The 17,794-nt window shown below is 38.2% G+C and carries 16 protein-coding genes and 1 pseudogene; 15 read left to right on the top strand and 2 right to left on the bottom strand.

Annotated features, from left to right (window positions below; genetic code table 11):
• Nucleotides 1-133 precede the first annotated feature (133 nt).
• The 4 genes from AAIB49_RS17455 to AAIB49_RS17440 all read left to right on the top strand — a co-directional run bounded on the left by AAIB49_RS17455 (nt 134) and on the right by AAIB49_RS17440 (nt 6,239).
• On the top strand, nt 134-451 hold the full coding sequence (locus AAIB49_RS17455) for a hypothetical protein (RefSeq protein ID WP_343458758.1): 318 nt from the start codon (nt 134-136) through the stop codon (nt 449-451).
• Nucleotides 452-750: 299 nt separating this feature from the next.
• The gene (gene uvrB / locus AAIB49_RS17450; RefSeq protein ID WP_339213906.1) at nt 751-2,736 is read left to right on the top strand and encodes an excinuclease ABC subunit UvrB; all 1,986 of its coding nucleotides are present in this window, start codon (nt 751-753) and stop codon (nt 2,734-2,736) included.
• A 7-nt stretch (nt 2,737-2,743) separates the two neighbouring features.
• Nucleotides 2,744-5,620, top strand: coding sequence for an excinuclease ABC subunit UvrA (uvrA, locus tag AAIB49_RS17445; RefSeq protein ID WP_339213908.1), 2,877 nt, complete (start codon nt 2,744-2,746; stop codon nt 5,618-5,620).
• A gap of 208 nt (nt 5,621-5,828) precedes the next feature.
• Nucleotides 5,829-6,239: a hypothetical protein gene (locus tag AAIB49_RS17440; protein ID WP_339213910.1), complete on the top strand. Its 411-nt coding sequence runs from the start codon at nt 5,829-5,831 to the stop codon at nt 6,237-6,239.
• 195 nt (nt 6,240-6,434) lie between these two features.
• Here the strand turns inward: AAIB49_RS17440 and AAIB49_RS17435 are convergent, their stop codons facing one another.
• Nucleotides 6,435-6,707 (bottom strand): DUF6973 domain-containing protein, encoded by a 273-nt coding sequence (locus AAIB49_RS17435; protein ID WP_339213912.1) that lies wholly within the window; start codon nt 6,705-6,707, stop codon nt 6,435-6,437.
• Nucleotides 6,704-7,276: a hypothetical protein gene (locus tag AAIB49_RS17430; protein WP_339213914.1), complete on the bottom strand. Its 573-nt coding sequence runs from the start codon at nt 7,274-7,276 to the stop codon at nt 6,704-6,706. The genes AAIB49_RS17435 and AAIB49_RS17430 overlap by 4 nt, the downstream gene beginning before the upstream one ends.
• A gap of 236 nt (nt 7,277-7,512) precedes the next feature.
• Here AAIB49_RS17430 and AAIB49_RS17425 point away from each other — a divergent pair, with 236 nt between their 5' ends.
• The 11 genes and pseudogenes from AAIB49_RS17425 to trxB all read left to right on the top strand — a co-directional run bounded on the left by AAIB49_RS17425 (nt 7,513) and on the right by trxB (nt 17,529).
• On the top strand, nt 7,513-7,866 hold the full coding sequence (locus AAIB49_RS17425) for a YojF family protein (protein WP_339213916.1): 354 nt from the start codon (nt 7,513-7,515) through the stop codon (nt 7,864-7,866).
• A gap of 27 nt (nt 7,867-7,893) precedes the next feature.
• Complete coding sequence (bshB2, locus tag AAIB49_RS17420; RefSeq protein WP_339213918.1) at nt 7,894-8,565, top strand: bacillithiol biosynthesis deacetylase BshB2; 672 nt, start codon at nt 7,894-7,896, stop codon at nt 8,563-8,565.
• A gap of 536 nt (nt 8,566-9,101) precedes the next feature.
• Complete coding sequence (locus AAIB49_RS17415; protein ID WP_339213921.1) at nt 9,102-9,461, top strand: phage holin family protein; 360 nt, start codon at nt 9,102-9,104, stop codon at nt 9,459-9,461.
• Between the two features lie 139 nt (nt 9,462-9,600).
• Entirely contained in the window at nt 9,601-10,536 is a 936-nt protein-coding gene (gene hprK, locus AAIB49_RS17410) for an HPr(Ser) kinase/phosphatase (protein WP_339213922.1), read from the top strand.
• 4 nt (nt 10,537-10,540) lie between these two features.
• On the top strand, nt 10,541-11,407 hold the full coding sequence (lgt, locus tag AAIB49_RS17405; protein WP_343458757.1) for a prolipoprotein diacylglyceryl transferase: 867 nt from the start codon (nt 10,541-10,543) through the stop codon (nt 11,405-11,407).
• Between the two features lie 26 nt (nt 11,408-11,433).
• A complete protein-coding gene (locus AAIB49_RS17400) occupies nt 11,434-12,393 on the top strand; it encodes a nucleoside recognition domain-containing protein (RefSeq protein ID WP_343458756.1) in 960 nt (319 codons plus the stop codon).
• Entirely contained in the window at nt 12,368-13,003 is a 636-nt protein-coding gene (gene ppaX, locus AAIB49_RS17395; RefSeq protein WP_339213927.1) for a pyrophosphatase PpaX, read from the top strand. The genes AAIB49_RS17400 and ppaX overlap by 26 nt, the downstream gene beginning before the upstream one ends.
• Before the next feature lie 3 nt (nt 13,004-13,006).
• Nucleotides 13,007-13,537, top strand: a complete 531-nt coding sequence (locus AAIB49_RS17390; protein ID WP_339213929.1) for an acyltransferase — start codon at nt 13,007-13,009, stop codon at nt 13,535-13,537.
• A gap of 143 nt (nt 13,538-13,680) precedes the next feature.
• Nucleotides 13,681-15,342 (top strand): annotated as a pseudogene (locus AAIB49_RS17385) (glycerol-3-phosphate dehydrogenase/oxidase).
• 147 nt (nt 15,343-15,489) lie between these two features.
• Nucleotides 15,490-16,500, top strand: coding sequence for a tetratricopeptide repeat protein (locus tag AAIB49_RS17380; RefSeq protein ID WP_343458755.1), 1,011 nt, complete (start codon nt 15,490-15,492; stop codon nt 16,498-16,500).
• 78 nt (nt 16,501-16,578) lie between these two features.
• Nucleotides 16,579-17,529: a thioredoxin-disulfide reductase gene (trxB, locus tag AAIB49_RS17375; protein ID WP_343458754.1), complete on the top strand. Its 951-nt coding sequence runs from the start codon at nt 16,579-16,581 to the stop codon at nt 17,527-17,529.
• Nucleotides 17,530-17,794 lie beyond the last annotated feature (265 nt).

Here is a 17,794-nt window from a genome sequence, read left to right as displayed (position 1 = left end):
ACCTGTAAATAAATTGAATTACTTTCAATTTTTAACTATCTATAAGGTGTGTCAACTAACTAGTGTTTATAAAATATTGAGAATACGCGAGTATTTGGAAGAAAAATTAACTTTATTGAGGGAGGGATACAGAATGAAACTACTCGTTACGTTAGTCATAATTCCTATTGTATGTATTGTGTTGATAGGGTTTTTTACAGGAAATAATGAAAGTTATGTAGGACCTCATGATGATGAAAGAAAGAAGGCTATTAAACAAAAGTCTATTGTGCAAAGCTGGACTACTATACTGTTATTTTTACTAACGAATTTTCTTTTGGATTTATTCAATTTGCACGATGAACGCTTAACGGATGCTTCTTTTGTTTTTCCGGAACTTTTATATATAATTATTTTAGTAGTAAGCTACTTTATTTTCCTATTTATCAATAATCGAAAAATGAGTGCGTAGTATGTAGTTAAAGAATTAGTTAATGCAATACACCGTGACAACACTATTCAGAAGCGAATAATTACATATGTTTAAAGAACCCGAACTACTTAGATTTCAATTCATGACTTCTTAGCGTAGTTCGGCTTTTTTATAGAATAATTCAATTATACGATGTCACCCTGTCTAAATTCTTGAATACTTAGGGAAAAATAGGTAGTATGTATATAGAGCAAAAACGAATGTTAGTTCGCATTTTATGATAATATATAGTGGTAGAATATGGTACACTGAAATAAGGTTAAGGACGGAGGGAGACAATGGAACATAATAAGTTTGAACTGGTTTCAAAATATGAGCCAAAGGGAGACCAACCAAATGCTATAAAAGAATTAGTAGAGAAGGTGCTTGCAGGGCAGCGCCATCAAACATTGCTTGGAGCGACAGGTACGGGTAAGACGTTTACCGTATCCAATGTGGTAAAAGAAATTAACCGTCCAACATTAGTCATTGCGCATAATAAAACATTGGCTGGTCAATTATATAGTGAGTTTAAGGAGTTTTTTCCGAATAATGCAGTGGAGTATTTTGTAAGCTATTATGATTATTATCAACCAGAGGCATATGTTCCTTCCACCGATACATTTATTGAAAAAGATGCCAGTATAAATGATGAAATTGACAAACTACGTCACTCGGCGACATCAGCCCTTTTTGAACGAAATGATGTGTTAATAGTGGCGAGTGTATCTTGTATATATGGATTAGGTAATCCAGAAGAATATAGTGCACAAGTGTTATCACTTCGTATGGGAATGGAAAAAGACCGTGACCAATTACTTAGAGACTTAGTCGATATACAATATGCACGCAATGATATTGATTTTCAGCGTGGAACGTTCCGTGTACGTGGAGATTCTGTTGAAATTATTCCAGCTTCACGGGAAGAACATTGTATTCGAATTGAATTTTTCGGTGATGAAATCGATCGAATTCGTGAAGTGGATGCTTTAACCGGTGAAATTATTGGTGACCGTGAACATGTAGCCATTTTTCCAGCATCCCACTTTGTTACACGTGAGGAAAAATTAAAGCTTGCGATTGCTAATATTGAGAAAGAATTGGAAGAGCGTTTGGAAGAGTTACGTGGACAGAATAAGCTTTTAGAAGCACAACGACTAGAACAACGAACCAATTATGATTTAGAAATGATGCGTGAGATGGGCTTTTGCTCTGGGATAGAGAACTATTCGAGACATCTAACCTTACGAGAAGCAGGTGCCACACCATATACGCTATTAGATTATTTTCCGAAAGACTTCTTAGTCGTCGTGGATGAATCCCATGTCACCTTACCACAAATTCGTGGTATGTATAACGGTGACCAGGCAAGAAAGCAAGTCCTTGTGGATCATGGATTTCGCTTGCCTTCTGCTTTAGATAATCGTCCATTGAAGTTCGAGGAGTTTGATAAAAAAGTAAATCAAATTATCTTTGTATCAGCAACACCGGGTCCTTATGAATTAGAGCATACTCCTAAGATGACCGAGCAGATTATTCGCCCTACAGGTTTACTAGATCCGAAAGTTGAGGTTCGGCCAATCGATGGACAAATCGATGACTTAATTGCAGAAATAAATACTCGTACAGAAAAGAATGAACGCGTATTAGTGACGACCTTAACGAAGAAAATGTCAGAGGACCTAACCGATTATCTGAAAGAAATTGGTATTAAAGTGGCTTATTTGCATAGTGAAATAAAAACCCTTGAACGAATTGAGGTAATTCGTGATCTTCGCGTAGGTAAATATGATGTGCTTGTAGGAATTAACTTACTTCGTGAAGGGTTAGATATTCCAGAAGTTTCCTTGGTGGCTATTTTGGATGCGGATAAAGAAGGCTTCCTACGCTCAGAGCGCTCCCTAATCCAAACGATGGGTCGTGCTGCACGTAATGCAAATGGCCAAGTAATCATGTATGCGGATAAGATTACGGATTCCATGCAAAAAGCAATCGATGAGACAGAGCGACGCCGTAAAATCCAAATGGAATACAACAAGAAGCATCATATTACACCGACAACTATTAAAAAGGATGTTCGTGATGTCATAAGGGCGACAGTAGCTTCGGAGGAGGAGGCAGGCTATGAAACGAAGACAAAGAGCCTAGCCAAATTAACGAAGAAGGAAAGAGAAAAGGTTATCGAAAGTATGGAAAAAGAGATGCGCGAGGCTGCCAAAGCGCTTGATTTTGAAAAGGCTGCTGAATTAAGAGATATACTATTTGAACTTAAAGCGGAAGGATGACCGATGAATGCCAAGTAAAACGATTGATATTAAAGGTGCAAGGGCACACAACTTGAAAAATGTTGATATATCCATACCTAAAAATAAGCTAGTAGTCGTAACGGGTCTATCTGGTTCCGGTAAATCATCGCTAGCCTTTGATACGATTTATGCGGAGGGGCAAAGACGCTATGTGGAGTCTTTGTCCGCGTATGCTCGTCAATTTTTAGGACAAATGGAAAAGGCAGATGTGGACACGATTGATGGATTATCTCCAGCCATTGCGATTGATCAAAAAACGACTAGTAGAAATCCACGATCAACGGTTGGGACGGTAACAGAGGTATATGATTATTTACGATTGCTATTTGCAAGAATCGGACGTCCAGTTTGTCCAAATCATGGTATCGAAATTTCTTCCCAAACGGTTCAACAAATGGTAGACCGTATTATGGAATACCCAGAAAGAACGAAAATGCAGCTCCTAGCGCCTGTTGTATCTGGTAGAAAAGGTGAACATATTAAGGTGTTAGAAAAGCTGAAAAAAGAAGGTTTTGTTCGGATTCGTGTGGATAAAGAGATGCGTGAGGTTACAGAGGATATTAAGCTAGAAAAAAATAAAAAGCATACGATTGAAGTCGTAGTCGATCGTGTCATCGTGAAACCAGGTATCGAAACAAGATTAAGTGATTCGCTTGAGACGGCATTGAATCTAGGAGAAGGTAAAGTAGTAGTTGATGTCATGGGAGAAGAAGAGCTAATCTTTAGTGAGAATCATGCTTGTCCAATCTGTGGTTTTTCTATTGGTGAGCTAGAACCAAGGTTATTCTCTTTCAACAGTCCTTTTGGAGCTTGTCCGACATGTGATGGACTTGGTACGAATCTTGTGGTCGATGTGGATCTCGTTATTCCGGATTGGAATAAAACATTAAATGAACATGCGATTGCTGCATGGGAGCCGGTTAGTTCCCAATACTATCCACAGCTTCTGAAAAGTGTTTGTGACCATTTTGATATTGATATGGATATACCAGTAAAAGATATTCCAAAAGAACAGATGGATAAGATTCTTTACGGAAGTGGGAAAGAGAAGATTCATTTCTACTTTAAGAGCGATTTTGGTCATACACGTAATGGGCTGATCGAATTTGAGGGTGTCATCCATAATATTGCACGACGCTATAAAGAATCTTCTTCTGATTATGTTCGTGAAAGTCTAGAGAAGTATATGGCTCAGAAGCATTGTCCAACTTGTAAGGGGCATCGTTTAAAAGAAGAGGCATTAGCGGTTAAAGTGAATGGATTGCATATTAGCAATGTTACAGACTTTTCCATTACAGATGCCATGAATTTCTTCCAAGAATTAGAGCTTAGTGAGAAAGAAAAACAGATTGCTAAGCTACTAATTAAGGAAATTAATAATCGTTTAGACTTTTTGAATAATGTCGGACTAGATTATCTCACATTATCCCGTACTGCTGGAACGTTATCTGGTGGAGAGGCACAACGTATTCGGCTTGCTACCCAAATCGGCTCGGCTCTAACGGGGGTTCTTTATGTTCTAGATGAACCATCCATCGGGCTTCACCAGCGAGATAATGATAAATTGATTGAGGCATTAAAAGGGATGCGTGATTTAGATAACTCGTTGATAGTTGTAGAGCATGACGAGGATACGATGCTAGCAGCTGATTGGTTAATCGATATTGGTCCAGGTGCTGGTGAGCATGGTGGACAAATCGTGGCTAGCGGTACACCGGAAGAAGTCATGAATAACGAAAAATCGTTAACAGGACAGTATTTATCTGGTAATAAGTATATTCCTGTACCACTTACGAGAAGAAAGCCAGATAAACGTTTTATAGAAGTAGTAGGAGCGAAGGAAAATAACCTGAAGAATGTATCGGTAAAAATTCCAATAGGTCTATTCAATGTCGTCACTGGTGTTTCCGGTTCAGGAAAAAGCTCACTTGTTAATGAGATAGTCTATAAATCATTATCGAGAGAACTGAATCGCAGTAAACAAATACCAGGTGCGCATAAGGAAATGAAGGGATTAGAGCATTTAGAGAAAGTAATCAATATCGACCAATCACCTATTGGCCGAACACCTAGATCTAATCCAGCAACCTACACAGGAGTATTTGATGATATCCGTGACGTATATGCTTCTACTAATGAGGCGAAAGTCCGTGGCTATAAAAAAGGGCGTTTTAGCTTCAATGTAAAGGGTGGCCGTTGCGAAGCTTGTAAAGGTGATGGAATCATCAAAATCGAAATGCACTTTTTACCAGATGTATATGTCCCTTGTGAAGTGTGCCATGGCAGTCGCTATAACAGGGAAACATTAGAGGTAAAGTATAAAGGAAAAAGCATCGCAGAAGTATTAGACATGACGATTGAAGAAGCATTAGAATTTTTCAATAATATACCAAAGATTAAGCGTAAACTTCAGACCATTGTCGATGTTGGGCTAGGATATGTAAGGCTTGGGCAGCCTGCTACAACCTTATCTGGTGGGGAAGCACAGCGGGTGAAGCTGGCTAGTGAGCTGCATCGTCGTTCCAATGGTAAGACGATGTACATTCTTGACGAACCAACAACCGGATTACATGTCGATGATATTAGTAGACTGTTAAAAGTACTTCAGCGCTTAGTTGATAATGGTGATACGGTTCTGATCATTGAACATAACTTAGATGTAATTAAAACTGCCGACTATTTAATTGACCTCGGACCTGAGGGCGGTGCAGGTGGCGGTCAGATCATTGCAACAGGTACTCCTGAAAAAATTGCAGAACATAAAGCATCCTATACTGGAAACTATTTAAAGCCAGTATTAGAGCGCGATAAGAAAAGGCAAGAACAAGGATTACAAGCTAAAGAAGAGATGAGTGCAAAATAACGAAAAGCGAAGGATGTCTCATGAAGGTGGGACGTCCTTTTTATGGTCGCTGAACTAGAATTACTTTTGAACTAAAACCATCATGGATTATTTGTTCGTAAGCTTTAAGTTATGACAATAGTCGGATGGAGATTAATTCAGCTATGTGCTAGAATGTAAAAGAAAATATAGAAAAATAAAAAATAATGAGGGTATTTGTAATTATTGAATGGAGAGAATAATTATCAAAAAAATATTTGTTGGTATTATAATTCTATCGCTGTTAATAGTTGGATGTAGTAATGTACAAGAAAATACAGAATTAGGGGAATCTATCCATTCAACCATAGTGGATGTAAGTAATAATGAAATAAGCCTCAAATCTTTAACTGACTTTGAGTGGGAAAAAGCATTCCTCTTTACACCCTATAGTTCCGAAGAAGAAATAGAAAAATATTTGGGCGTTAAATTTAATGACTCAAGTAATATCAGAATGAGAGACGATATATATTTGTTAGTTTTTATGAACGAAGAAAAGGTGGTCCAATATGTTGAAGTGGAACATCAAGGTGTTAATTTAACAATAGGGGAAAAGGATTATTTATCTCCGTCTGATGATTTAATAATTATTGAAAGATAAAATAGAATTTCTTTATTGTAGTAAAGATTTCAATTGTCGATAAAAAGGAGAACACCATAATACTATGGCTAGTATATACTAGACTTTAGTAATATGGTGTTCTCCCCTATACTATTTATAATATAGTTGTAAAATTAGTATCTTTCTAAGTCCCTATATTGCTGTAAAGAGTTATTTCTTATAGTGTTGATTACTTTATTCCCAAACCCAACCATTCCAGGCATTTGTCGCCACTAATTCACCGTTAACAATTCTTACTAGTCCACGATTTCTTACATTTTCTCGTAGACCGTCAATAATATATTGATTACTCTTTGTATAATTTAGATAACCATAGTACCGTCCAATTTCATTGTTAATTAAATCCATCTCTTTATCTACTCCTGATGATTCAGACTCATGAGCGTCTGTCCATATATGAACTCGCTCAACTCTATCTGAAAGTGTACCATTAAACCTTTTTATCATAATAGCGTTCCAAAAACTAGTCTAAATGCATCTCCATTTCCTTGATACAACTCGCTAGGCGCATAATAATCCTCAGCTACAGATGTTGCATATAATGCAGCGTCGGCATATTTTGCGAATTCAAGAGGATGGCTTTTAGCAAGCTTTTTTTCTTCATCTGTTAGATTGTCGTAACCTGGAAGGCTCCAATTTAATCCAATTCCAGATTCGGAATTTTTAATTTCGTCTCTAAATAAATCTGCAACGAGTTTGTTAGTCCCCAAATCATTAAAACTGTTAAATCTAGGGTTTTCTTCAATTTTATTGTAAACAGATTTTATAATATCAGGTGTAATCTGATTGATTTCTTCATCTGTTAAGAATTCTTTATTAAACTCCTTTTTAGTATCACCTTTTATGTTTTTAACTTCCTCTGGAATGCTAGAATAATAGGTGTTTATTACAGTTTCATAATCAAAATCTTTAATACTGTCTTCTAAGGTTGTTGATGATGCGGACACAGGTGAGGTAACTAAAACTGTTGCTAATAGGGTACTAGATAAAATCGCTACTTTCTTTTTCTTTTTCAAAATAAACCACTCCTCATTTAATAGAATTATGTTACATAATTATTGTATCACTAACTAATTCTTGTATTATTGGGAGAGTTCGACGATATTTGACAAGTTTCGCCATAGATTTAAGGCAATAAATTACAAAACTTTCCTTAAATAGGAAAGTTTTGCCTAGTCCCTAAATCATTATATTTTGACGAGACTTGTTCGTTTCGGTAATGTAAAAAGTAGAAATGTAAGGAGGAAGACTGATGAAACCGATTGAGCTTGATAAAGTCCAAGAAAAGCTTGAGAGCTTTGTTGGAAAAGATGTTTATATTCATTTAGAAACAACAAATGGCGCATACGCTAGTCATGTTAATGAGAAAGCATATAATGTTGGTGTTTATATTCGCAATACAAAGGTACGTTTTAATCAAGCCAAAATTGTTGGTGATGGTAAATCCTATCGTGCTGGTTTGAAGATGGATATCGGTTGGATTTATGCAGAGGGACTAACAGAGTGGACTATGCACGAGGATGAAAAACTGTTAATGGCAGGCCACGATCGTGAAGGCCGTCTAATGGTTGCATTACAAATTAGTGAAACACCGTTTCATTACTAAATGGTAGGAGAAAGAAGGTTTAACAAAATGGAAAAGCATAAACATGTTGTTGTTATCTATCCACATCCAGATGACGAATCATTCGGAGCAGCTGGGACGATAATGAATTTTCGTGAACAAGGGGTACCAGTAACCTATCTTTGTGGTACCTTAGGTGAAATGGGACGAAATATGGGAAATCCAACTTTCGCTAACCGTGAAACCCTTCCCGAGATTAGAAAAAAAGAAATTACCGAAGCTTGTAAAGTTTTAGATATGGAATTACGTCTTCTTGGCTATCGAGATAAAACCCTAGAGTACGAGGATCGTAATGAAGTAGCTCAGCACCTAAAAGGGATTTTAGAAGAAATTGAACCTACACTTGTCATTACCCATTACCCAGATCATGCAGTACACCCAGATCACAATGCACTAGGTGCTGCTGCCGTGGAAGCAGTTCGGTTAATGGATCCAGAAAAGCGTCCAACAGTTTGGGCGCAGGCCATCACAAGAACACATGTAGAAGACTTAGGAAAGCCAGATGTTATCAATGATGTACGCAATAATTTTGATAAAAAAATGGAAGCAATTCTCTGCCACCAATCCCAAGCTAGCGGCGTTATTCGCAGCTGGAATCAATCAGACGACATGACAGACGATCTAAAAGAACAAGCCAAAGAGCGTCTAGGCTTTGAATCCTTTTATATTTGGAAATATTAAAAGAATCCCCTGCAATTGGTGCAGGGGATTTTTGTCTAATTCGAAGTACATGAGCTCGAATGTTGGGGAGATGCGCCCGACTTGAAAGTATATGCGCCCAAATGTTGGGGAGATGCGCCCAACGCGAAAGTAAATGAGCCCAAGTCCGTGGAAGATGCGCCCAACTTGAAAGCACATGAGCCCAAGTCGGAGAAAGATGCGCCCAAACTTAAAGTGCATGATCCCAACCCAGGGGAAGATGCGCCCACCCCGAAAGCACATGCGCCCAAATCATAGAAAGATGCACCCACCCCGAAAGAACATGAGCCCAAGTCCGAGAAAAATGCGCCCAAACTTGAAGTACATGATCCCAACCCACAGCAATATCCACCCACCCCCCAACCCCAAATCCCATAAGCCCCACCACCCCCTCCCCACAATTCCATTCATATTTCCCACTTCCATTAATAAACTATAAAAGAGGACAACTACTAGAAAGAGAAGCGATTTTTATATAGAATAGAATAATGGTGAGGATATGAAGGGTGGTGGATGTTTTGTTTTTGAGAGGAATTTTATCCTTAGTTTTGAATGCTGTTGCTTTAATTGTGGTTGCGCAGTTGTTTAATTCCTTCCATTTGGAGGGATTTGGTACTGCTTTGTTAGCAGCGTTAATTTTAGCAGTGCTTAATGTAGTGGTTAAGCCTATCTTAATCATACTTACGTTACCTTTTACAATTTTAACATTAGGGCTATTCTTGTTTGTTATTAATGCGTTGACATTGATGATTACACAAGGTGTGATGGGGGATTCTTTTGTAATCGATGGATTTGGTACAGCGCTTTTAGCTGCTGTTATTCTTTCCATTATCAATTTATTTCTTAACAGAGTAGTAAAAGATACTTTAACTTCATAATAAATTATGTAAAGCATCGGAGTGATACCGATGTTTTTTCTTTGGGTTTCAATTATTGGGTGATACATCTTTTTTCCTTCCACATATGAAAATATGCTACAATTAGAAGCAGTTAGGACTTCTGATGGAGGAAAAGTAAATGACAACAATTGTACGTACGAAGGATTTGCTCGAAAACTTCAATTTAGAGTTAGTCGCTGGAGAAGAGGGCATACATAGGGAAATTACAACGAGTGATATTTCTCGTCCGGGCATTGAGATGACGGGATATTTTAAGTATTATCCGAAAGAAAGACTTCAATTAATTGGAAAAACAGAAATGACTTATTTTCTTGATTTGAGTCAAGAAGAACAGCGGGACCGTATGCAGAAGATTTGTACGGATATTACTCCTGGTATTGTGGTTACAAGAGGGATGACTATTCCTCAGGTAATGATTGATGCAGCAAATAACTCCGGTGTTCCTATATTACATTCTCCGAGGAAGACAACTAGGGTTATCAGTAGATTAACAAACTTCTTAGAGGCAAAATTTGCACCGTTTACGGCAATTCATGGCGTGTTAGTGGATATTTATGGTGTAGGTGTTCTCATTACTGGCCAGAGTGGTGTTGGTAAAAGTGAAACCGCATTAGAGCTTGTGAAAAGGGGACATCGTCTCGTTGCGGATGATAGTGTCGAGATTCGCCAGGAGGATTATGATACGCTCATTGGTAACTCACCACCGTTAATTGAGCATTTATTAGAAATCCGTGGTCTTGGGATTATTAATGTGATGACGTTATTTGGAGCAGGTGCCGTACGTAGTAATAAGAAAATATCATTGATAATTAACTTGGAAATTTGGGATCCGAAGAAGCAGTATGACAGATTAGGATTAGACGAAGAAAAGATGAAAATAATGGATGTGGAATTACCGAAAGCAACCATTCCCGTTCGTCCAGGACGAAACTTGGCGGTTATTATTGAAGTAGCAGCAATGAACTTCCGCTTAAAGCGTATGGGTGTGAATGCGGCTGAAGAGTTTTCGGAACGATTATCAAAAATGATTGTACAAGAGAAGGAACAGGAGTGAGCGTATGAGTTGTGATGCACCATTTCTCGATCGCGTTTTCATTCAATTAGGTTCTTTACCAATTTATTGGTATGGGGTCATTATTGCAACGGGGGCTTTTCTAGGTCTCTATATTGCTATGAGGGAAGCGGATCGGATTGGACTGAAGAAAGACTTATTTGTTGATTTAGTAGTTTTTGCAATACCGATTTCCATTCTATTTGCAAGGATCTATTATGTAATCTTCGAGTGGGAGCGTTATGTAGGGGAACCATGGTGGAAGATATTTGCAATTCGGGATGGTGGAATTGCCATTCATGGAGCATTAATTGGTGCCGTATTAACAGCAATCGTTTTTGCTCGTGTGAAAAAAATTCCATTCTGGCAATTAGCAGATGTTGCAGCACCTAGCTTAATCTTAGGGCAAGCAATTGGACGTTGGGGAAATTTCATGAACCAAGAGGCACATGGCGGCCCAATCATGAGCCAAAATGTAATCGATACACATTATTCGCTACTACCTGATTTTATTATGGATCAAATGTGTATCGGAGGGACCTATTATTATCCGACATTCCTATACGAATCGTTATGGAATATTGTAGTTCTTGTTTTATTGCTGTGGTTACGTCGACGAAACCCTATCCGCGGTACCGTATTCTTAACCTATTTAGCAGCATATTCTGTTGGTCGCTTCTTCATCGAAGGAATGCGTACAGATAGCTTGTATATTGTAGGTAACCTACGAACAGCACAGTTCCTTTCTGTGTTATTAATTGTTGGTGCGATTGTATTTATTATTTATCGCTATAAAACGGTTAAAGAGCGATATCAAGATGTGGAAACAAAGAAAAATCTAGGCAAGAAAAAGAATCCTAAGAAGAAAAAATAATAGCTTTGGAGAGAGGGAAGCAGTAGATGTCTGGTATATTTTTACGAGGTCTTAAACAAGGCCTTCAGACAACCTGGACTTTAGGGAAGGTTATATTTCCAATAACCTTAATTATTACTATCCTGCAATTTACTCCTGTACTACCTTGGGTTATTGAGAAAATTAGTCCTTTAATGGGCTTGATTGGACTGTCAGGGGAAGCAGCTGTACCGATCGTACTAGGGAATGTCTTGAATTTGTATGCTGGTATCGCAGCCATAATTTCTTTTGACTTTACAGTGAAAGAAGTATTTATTATGGCGATTATGCTATCGTTCTCTCATAACCTTATCATTGAGTCTGCGGTTGCTTCCAAAGTAGGAATTAAATGGTGGATTATAGTTGGTGTTCGTATTGGGCTTGCGTTAGTTGCAGCGATAGTCATTAATTTGGTTTGGAATGGTGGCGGAGAAATAGCCCAGTACGGATTCATTTCGAAGGAAACGACCAACTTAACTGGTTGGACAGAAATAGGCTTACATGGTGTAACGACAGCGTTTATTGCTGTCTTGCAGCTAGCTATAATCGTTATACCACTGATGATTATAATGCAATATTTGCGAGAAAAAGGTTGGTTAACAAAGCTTTCCAATGGCTTTGCCCCAATTACAAAACTATTAGGAATGGAAAAAAATACATCCATGACCTTAGTAGCTGGACTGACGATTGGGCTTGCCTATGGTGCAGGATTAATGATCCAAGCAGTCAAGGAAGATGGCGTGTCCAAAAAAGATATGACATTAGCGTTAATTTTCCTAGTATCTTGCCATGCAGTAGTGGAGGACACGTTAATTTTCATTCCTTTAGGGATTCCTGTATGGCCGTTGTTAGTCATGAGGCTCGTGACGGCAATCGTGTTAACCATGACGATTGCATACTTTTGGAACCGATCGGACCAGCGAAAGAGAAAGGAAATCACCGATGAACATTCATACCATACTATTTGATTTAGACGGAACATTAATTGATACAAATGATCTAATTAATGAGTCTTTTTACCACACATTCAAACAATTTGGATTGGAATTTACCCATGAAGAGATTGTTAGCTTTAACGGACCACCACTTAAAGAAACATTTGAAAAGATTGATTTAGATAAAGCAGAGGCGATGATTACAACATACCGTGAACATAACCTGGCACATCATGATAGCTATGTAAAAGCTTTTCCCCATGTTAAGGAAACCTTAGAAGCGTTAAAAAAACATGGCGTACAGCTCGGAATTGTGACAACAAAGATGCGGGAAACGGCAATAAGAGGAATGAAATTGACAGGAATCTATGACTATTTTAATACGATTATTGCATTAGATGATATCACCCATGCTAAGCCACACCCAGAGCCAGTCCTACGAGCGATGGAGAATCTTCATGCAGCAGCAAATACGACATTAATGGTAGGAGACAATACCCATGATATCGAGTCAGGTCAACATGCAGGAGTATTTACTGCTGGGGTAGCTTGGTCATTAAAGGGAGAAGAAGTATTAAATCAATGTAAGCCAACCTATATGTTACAGGATATGAAGGATTTATTAGAAATCATTGGGGTGTAAGAAATGAGAAATACAGAGCGCCATTCTGTTAAAGAGAATAATTCCCTTTGGCAAATATATAAAACCGTATCCTTTTGGAAGGTTGTTAAAAATTTTATCGTCATTCAAGTTGCTAGATATACACCTTTTTTACGCATGAAAAATTGGTTGTACCGTGTCTTTTTACGCATGAAAGTTGGGAAGAATACCGCTTTTGCGCTCATGGTGATGCCGGATATCATGTTCCCAGAGAAGATTTCGGTTGGGAATAATTCCATTATTGGTTATAATACAACAATCTTAGCTCATGAGTATTTAATTAAAGAATATCGTCTTGGTGAAGTGCGGATTGGCGATGAAGTAATGATAGGAGCCAATAGTACCATTCTTCCTGGTGTTACAATTGGCGATGGCGCAATTGTTTCTGCGGGTACATTAGTACATAAGGATGTGCCTGCAGGTGCTTTTGTTGGTGGTAATCCGATGAAGCTTATTTATACAAAAGAAGAGATGGAGAAGCGCCAGCAAGCACCTCTTTCCGATAACAGTCAATAAGAAAACCTCAAACATCTAAAGAATAACTTTAAAGATGTTTGGGGTTTTTCACTTTTTCTTTGTTTTTTCTATTCGCCATTCTAAACGTAACAGACGAACTAATAGTATGAACTAGTAATACAATTTAAAAGGGGGAACCGGTAATGGGGTATTTTTCAAGTTTGCATCGAAACGAAATTATGGAAGAGATGAAAAGGAAAGAACTAGATTTACTGGTTATTGGTGGCGGGATAACAGGTTCCGGTATTGCTTTAGACGCAGTTACACGAGGACTACAGACGGCGGTATTAGAAATGCAGGACTTTGCTGCGGGTACTTCCAGCCGCTCGACAAAGTTAGTACATGGAGGATTACGGTATTTAAAGCAATTTGAAATAAGGATGGTTGCAGAGGTCGGGAAAGAACGTGCCATCGTTTATGAAAATGGTCCACATGTTACAACTCCTGAATGGATGCTTCTACCATTTCATGAGGGAGGAACGTTTGGGCCTTTTACAACGAATATCGGTCTTAGAGTTTATGATTATTTAGCAGGCGTAAAACGGGGCGAACGAAGAAAGATGCTATCACCGGAAAAGACCCTACAGCTGGAACCATTGCTTAAAAAGGATGGGTTAAAAGGAGCGGGCTACTATGTGGAATATAAGACAGATGATGCGCGATTAACAATAGAAGTTATCAAGAAGGCTGTAGAGAAAGGTGCCCATGCTATCAATTACGTAAAAGTTACTTCTTTTATTTATGATGATCATGGCAAGGTTATCGGTGTAAAGGCAGAGGACCAAACAACTGGTGACATTCATAATATTTATGCAAAGAAGATTATAAATGCATGCGGTCCATGGGTAGACACATTGCGTGAGCTAGATGGTTCCAAACATGGCAAACATCTTCATTTAACAAAAGGGGTCCATCTTGTGTTTTCTCACTAGAGGTTTCCATTACAACAGGCGGTATATTTTGATACACCGGACGGAAGGATGGTATTTGCTATACCTCGTGATGGTAAAACATATGTTGGAACAACCGATACAACTTATAAAGGGGAAATAGCCCATCCAACTATGACGAAAGAGGACCGTGGCTATATATTGGAGGCGATAAATTATATGTTTCCTTCCCTGCGTGTTAAGGAGGAGGATGTAGAATCAAGTTGGGCAGGAATACGGCCTTTAATTGCGGAAGATGGAAAAAAGCCTGGGGAAATTTCACGTAGGGATGAAATCTTTATTTCTAAATCAGGGTTAATTTCGATGGCTGGCGGAAAATTGACCGGTTATCGGAAAATGGCTGAGCAAGCAGTAGATACAGTCGTAAGCCAATTAAAAGATGAGCTTGGAATCATCTATTCGCAGTCTGAAACAAAGACATTACCTATTTCTGGTGGAGAGGTAAATGGGTCCAAAGGCTTCCAACAATTTATGAAGGGTAAAGTAAAGCAAGGTGTAGAGCTAGGTATTGCGGAAGAAATCGCAAGAAAATTAGTGAAGAGATATGGGGCAAATGTGGATAAGGTCTTTAACTTATATGAAACAAGGAAACTAGAGGCAGACGAAGAGGGAATCGATGCGGTCGTTTTTGCCGAGCTTTGTTACGGATTAGAATATGAATTAGTCTATAAACCTACTGATTTCTTTATTAGAAGAACAGGTGCATTGTTCTTTGATATAGATTGGGTAAGAGAGCATAAAGAAAGCGTGATGCTCTATATGAGGAAGCAGCTAAGCTTTAAGGCGGAACGGAATATCAACTTTGTACATGAGTTAGAGCGGCTATTGAAAGAAGCGGTAGAGCCTGCAGAATAGCACCTCTGGATAAGGTTTTAAATATGGGATTGGATAAGGTCTTATAGTATAGATAATCTTCCATTCTATAGGCAGAAACTAACTATGTTATTCCACAAATAATTATGGTATACTTTCAACGATATGTGAAAAAATAGGGGGATATGCATGCAACCAGTAGAAAAAAAGAATAAATTAGCTCAGACAAACAATGTTATCCCTTTTATCCCTACAGGTGATTTTTACTTTGCAAAAGGTGTAGAATCATTTCGCAAGCGGAAGTTTGACATTGCATTAAAGTGGCTCACCAAGGCGGTAGATGCTGCACCAGATAACCCTTTATACCAATGTCAAATGTCAATCATCTATACGGAAACCGGCTCTTTTCATAAAGCAAATCAAATTCTAACGAATGTATTACAGTCTACAGGAGATCAATATGTAGATTGTTATTATCTACTTGCCAATAATTATGCCCATTTGGGACTTTTAAATGATGCGAAAAAATTTGCAGTATCTTATCTTGATAAAGAACCAGATGGTGATTTTAGCGAGGATGCGAAAGCATTATTGCAATTAATTGAAATTGATGATGATCTTGATGAAGATGAGTGGGAGCTTGATGAAGAGGATGAACTCCTCGTATATCAAGAAACCGTTTTTCATCATTTAGAAAATAATGAGTGGGATAAAGCTTTAGCTTTGTTAGAGGAAATGATATTACTATTTCCAGATCATAAGATAGCACACCATGAATATACGTTTGCACTATTCTTTTCCGGTAGAAGAGAAGAAGCAATTGAAAAAGAACTAGAATTATTTAAGGAAGACTCAAATAGCTTATATAGCCATACGAACTTAGCTGTATTTTACTATGAGACAGGCTATATGGAGGAATATGAAAAGCATATACGCGCATTACTAAATATATATCCAATGCATGAACAACAAAAATTACGTATTGCAGTGACCTTAGCTCGAACAGGATTATATGATGAAGCATTCACACGTTTTCGTATGCTTGATAAAGCAGTGGTGAAAAGTCACATTTCCTATTATCGTTGGTATAGTATGACCATCTATCAATTAGGCGAACCTTCTAAAGCGCTCAGTCTATGGGAGGAAGGTTGTAGAAGGCATCAACGATTATCACCACAGGAAGTGCCATGGGAATCTTGAGCATTTAATTAGACGAGGAAAGGTAAATCTTATACCCTTTATATAGACCAAGAATAGAAACAGAAAGGGGCGTTATCAATGTCCGAAGAAAAAATATATGATTTAATTATTGCTGGTGCAGGACCTGCTGGTATGACGGCAGCCCTTTATGCATCTCGTGCTAACTTGGATACATTAATGATAGAACGTGGTATTCCAGGGGGACAAATGGCTAACACAGAAGACGTAGAGAACTATCCTGGATATGATCATATTTTAGGACCAGATCTATCCAATAAAATGTTTGAACATGCGAAAAAATTCGGTGCAGAATATGCATACGGTGATATAAAAAGTGTCGAGGACCAAGGTGATTTCAAAATTATCCATGCTGGTTCTAAACAATTCAAAACGAAAGCCCTAATTATTGCAACGGGTGCCCAATATAAAAAACTTGGTATCCCAGGTGAGGAAGAATTAGGTGGTCGTGGTGTATCTTACTGTGCCGTTTGTGATGGTGCGTTCTTTAAAGAAAGAGAATTGATTGTTGTTGGTGGTGGGGACTCTGCTGTTGAAGAAGGGGTTTATCTAACTAAATTTGCAAGCAAGGTAACCATCATTCACCGTCGTGAGGAATTACGTGCACAAAAGATTCTTCAACAACGTGCATTTGACAATGATAAAGTAGACTTCATTTGGAATACAACAGTAGAAAAAATCAATGGTCCTGATGGAAAAGTGAGCAGTGTTACGTTGAAGGATGTTCATACAGGTGAAGAATATGAAAAGCCTGCGGATGGTGTTTTCGTATATATCGGTATGGTACCGTTAAGTGAGCCATTTAAAACGCTTGGTATTACGAATGAGGAAGGGTATATCGTAACAAATTATAATATGGAAACGTCAATACCTGGAATCTATGCTGCTGGTGATATTCGCGACAAAAAACTTAGACAAATTGTAACCGCAACTGGTGATGGTTCAATTGCCGCACAAGCAGCACAAGCATATATTGAAGAATTAGAAGAGAAAATTAAAGCGAAAAAATAAGATGTATTTTGAAAGTAAAAGCATCTTAACGTGTCTGTAACACGGACGAAACATTTATGGGGTACAATAAGAATAACTAATTGACCCCCTTTTTAATAGATAGATTAGTTTTGGCGCAGATGGTTATCATCTGCGCATTTTTTTTGTGTCATTTGAAAACCCCTGGCTATGCCGGGGGTTCCGGAGAGCTTATAGCGTGGTATTAAAATTAAAAAAGGCCTCTCTTCGTGATAAGATATAGTTGGTTTCCCGACCACTACATCAA

This window comes from Ornithinibacillus proteolyticus (assembly GCF_039581225.1).
Lineage (GTDB): Bacteria > Bacillota > Bacilli > Bacillales > Amphibacillaceae > Ornithinibacillus > Ornithinibacillus massiliensis.
This window is presented reverse-complemented; position numbering and strand designations above follow the sequence as displayed.

Bases quoted from the DNA above. Each gene is read 5' to 3' on its own strand.
- AAIB49_RS17455 (WP_343458758.1), top strand. From the start codon at position 134: ATGAAACTACTCGTTACGTTAGTCATAATTCCTATTGTATGTATTGTG.
- uvrB (WP_339213906.1), top strand. From the start codon at position 751: ATGGAACATAATAAGTTTGAACTGGTTTCAAAATATGAGCCAAAGGGA.
- uvrA (WP_339213908.1), top strand. From the start codon at position 2,744: ATGCCAAGTAAAACGATTGATATTAAAGGTGCAAGGGCACACAACTTG.
- AAIB49_RS17440 (WP_339213910.1), top strand. From the start codon at position 5,829: ATGGAGAGAATAATTATCAAAAAAATATTTGTTGGTATTATAATTCTA.
- AAIB49_RS17435 (WP_339213912.1), bottom strand. From the start codon at position 6,707: ATGATAAAAAGGTTTAATGGTACACTTTCAGATAGAGTTGAGCGAGTT.
- AAIB49_RS17425 (WP_339213916.1), top strand. From the start codon at position 7,513: ATGAAACCGATTGAGCTTGATAAAGTCCAAGAAAAGCTTGAGAGCTTT.
- bshB2 (WP_339213918.1), top strand. From the start codon at position 7,894: ATGGAAAAGCATAAACATGTTGTTGTTATCTATCCACATCCAGATGAC.
- hprK (WP_339213922.1), top strand. From the start codon at position 9,601: ATGACAACAATTGTACGTACGAAGGATTTGCTCGAAAACTTCAATTTA.
- lgt (WP_343458757.1), top strand. From the start codon at position 10,541: ATGAGTTGTGATGCACCATTTCTCGATCGCGTTTTCATTCAATTAGGT.
- AAIB49_RS17400 (WP_343458756.1), top strand. From the start codon at position 11,434: ATGTCTGGTATATTTTTACGAGGTCTTAAACAAGGCCTTCAGACAACC.
- ppaX (WP_339213927.1), top strand. From the start codon at position 12,368: ATGAACATTCATACCATACTATTTGATTTAGACGGAACATTAATTGAT.
- AAIB49_RS17390 (WP_339213929.1), top strand. From the start codon at position 13,007: ATGAGAAATACAGAGCGCCATTCTGTTAAAGAGAATAATTCCCTTTGG.
- AAIB49_RS17380 (WP_343458755.1), top strand. From the start codon at position 15,490: ATGCAACCAGTAGAAAAAAAGAATAAATTAGCTCAGACAAACAATGTT.
- trxB (WP_343458754.1), top strand. From the start codon at position 16,579: ATGTCCGAAGAAAAAATATATGATTTAATTATTGCTGGTGCAGGACCT.